Raw genomic sequence first — 2,972 nt, 5'->3', positions numbered from 1 at the left:
GAGCGGCTGCAGCTGCAGGCCGGCCGGGACCTTGAACTGGGCGCCAGCCAGGCAGCGTCGACACAGGACACCCGGCTGCAGGCCGGCCGTGACCTGACGCTCAGCGCCGGGTATAGCCGGCACACGCTTGACCACTACCGGCAGCAACTGACCAGCGGGGTGTTCCGGGGCGGCAGCATCGGCTTCACTGCCGGGGAGCAGGAACAGCGGCACCGGCAGCGGGAGGAGGGGGAACGTGCCGTGGCCAGTCTGGTCGGTGCCACCGACGGCGGGGTGACCCTGTCCGCCGGCCGTGACTACCGGCAGACCGGCAGCCAGGTGCTGGCGCCCCGCGGCGACATCGAACTCGATGCGCAGCGGATCACGCTGGGCGAAGCCCGCGAGCGCAGCGAACAGCGCAACGACACCACCTTCCGCCAGTCGGGTCTGTCACTGCGGGTCAGCAGTCCGGTGATCACCGCTTACGAAACCGCCCGCCAGCTGCAGCAGGCCTCGGCCGACAGCGACGACCCGCGCCTGAAACTGCTGGCCGGCGCCGGCGGCGCCCTGGCCGGCAAAAACCTGTACGACGCGCTGAAGGCCAATCCGAAGGGGGGCGGCATCACCGTCAGCCTGACCGTGGGCAACAGCCGCAACGAGCAGCGACAGCAACGACACGGCGAACAGGCCCGGGGCGCCCAACTGGTGGCCGGCGGCGACGCCAGCCTCCGTGCCCATGGTGCGGGCGAGGACAGCGGAATCCGGCTGCGCGGCAGCGAGATCCGCGCCGGTGGCGACCTGAGCCTGAGCGCGGACGGCGCCCTCACCGTCGAAGCGGCCCGGCACTGGCAGCAACAGCGCCGCCGGCAGCACGGCAGCCAGGGCGGATTCGGCCTCGCCGCCAGCTACGGCGGGGGCCAGGGCAAGGGAGCGGCGGTCGGCTTCCATCTCCGCGGCGGTCTCTCGCAGGGTCGAAGCGAGGGCGACGACGTGGAACAGCTGCCCGGCCGGCTGGCGGCCGGCGGGACGCTGTCGCTGAACGCCGGTGGCGACATCACGCTGCGCGGCGCCGAAGGGCGCGGTCGGCGGATCGAACTCCGGACCGGGGGTGGCCTGAGCCTGGAAAGCCTGCAGGACCGGCACGACTTCAGCCAGCGAGACATGTCGCTGAACGCCAGCGGGACCTACGGCTATGGCTACTCGGTCAGCGCTGACGCCAGCCTGCAGCAGATCGACAGCGACTACCTCAGCGTGCGCGAACAGACGGCACTGCGCGCCGGTGACGGCGGCTTCGACCTTGACGTGGCCGGGACGACCACGCTGAAGGGTGCGGTGATCGACAGCACGGCGGCCGCGACGCAGAACCGGCTGCGGACCGGCTCGCTGAACCACAGCGCCCTGATCAACCGTGCGGCCTACCGTGCCAGCAGCTTCAGTGCCGGCGGCGGCTACAGCGGAGGCGGGGCGGGGACCCCGCAACAGGACACCCCGCAGGGCGACGCCCCTGCCAGCGACAAGCAGACCGGCGACCCCCAAACCCGCAGCCCGCTGCAGGGCGGCGGAGTCAGTATCGCCCCGCCGGGCGCGATGGCGGCCAGCGACAGCGCCAGCAGCGTGACGCGCAGCGCGATAGCGCCCGGCACGCTGGAAGTGGCCGACAGCAGCCCGGCCCAGACCGCTGCCCTGGCCAGCCTGAGCCGGGATACCCGCGCCACCGGCAACGCCCTGAAACCGATCTTCGACCAGAAGCAGATCGAAGCCGGCTTCGCCATCGTTGGCGTGCTGCAGCGGGAGGCCGGGACCTTCCTGGGCAACCGGGCGCAGGAAGCGGATGCACTGAAAGCGCAACTGGACGACGAGACCGACCCGGCGCGCCGCCTGACCCTGGCACAGCAGTACCGGGAAGCGGCCAGGTGGGGGCCGGGCGGCGACTACCGGCGGGTGGTCACGGCACTGACGGCCGCAGCCGGGGGCAACGTCAGCGGGGGGGCCGCGCAGATGCTGCAGGGGGCGACGGTCAACTACCTGCAGGGACTGGCGGCGGAGAAGGTCAAGGAGATCGCCGACAAGCTGGATAGCGAAGTGGCCCGGACGGCCCTGCAGGCGATCGTCGGCTGCGCGGGAGCAGTGGCGCAGGGCGCGGACTGCGGCAGCGCGGCGCTGGGTGCGGGCGCCAGCGTGGTGATCAGCAACCTGCTGTATGGCGCGAACAGCGGGACGGCACTGAGCGGAGAAGAAAAGGAAAAGCGCGAACGGTTGATCAGCAGCCTGGTTGCGGGGGCGAGCGTAGCGGCGGGAGGGCAGGCTGCGGTAGCGATGTCGGCGGCGCAGATCGAGGCGGAAAACAATTACCTGTCGGAGAAACGCCCTTATCTGGGGGCACTGACCGAGAAAGAGCAGTTCAAGTGGGCGAAGCAGAATTGTGCGGCAGGGGACAGTGGGGCATGCGCGCATGAGAAGCGCCTGGCCCAGCTGTCGTTCAAACGGGACGGGGATGTCTATGCTGCTTGCGGCAAAGCGGGGTCCGCTTCGCGCTGCTTCGGCGAACTGGTTAAGGCCCGGCAGGCTGGTAGCGACGTGTACCTGTCGGCGGATGGGAAAATCTGGATTGGCCGGGAGCCGGCCCGATTGCCATCGGCCAGTGCGCCGGGACTGCCACCGGCCTGGCACTACCAGCAGGCCAGTAACCTGAGTCAGTCGCTACCGATGGTGGTGGTCGCAGCAGGTCCGGAAGTACTGGCCGGGCTGACGGTCAGGAAAATGACCATCGGCGCGATGCTGGGAGGCGGATTTGATACTGCCGGGCAGCTGTTCAGGGGGCAGCCTTACCGCGGTGGGCAGGCGGCGGTGGCGGCCTTGACCGGTGCAGTGGCCTATCCGTTCAGTGGGGTGTCGCTGTGGCGTGATGCCGCGATAGGGGCGGATCAATATTTTATCGATGTGAAGTTTTTGATGTGACTGAAATATTGGTCAATATGCAAAAAGCGGACCTT

The 2,972-nt window shown here is 69.5% G+C and carries 1 protein-coding gene; it reads left to right on the top strand.

Annotation, left to right across the window (positions count from 1 at the left end; genetic code table 11):
* Positions 1-2,937: hemagglutinin repeat-containing protein (locus ACYVG8_RS10850; protein WP_460745790.1), on the top strand; the 2,937-nt coding region annotated here is incomplete at its 5' end.
* Positions 2,938-2,972: the final 35 nt, after the last annotated feature.

It is taken from the genome of Microvirgula curvata (genome assembly GCF_054781615.1).
The sequence above is the reverse complement of the archived record's forward strand: the minus strand, read 5'-3'. Positions and strand labels throughout refer to the sequence as shown.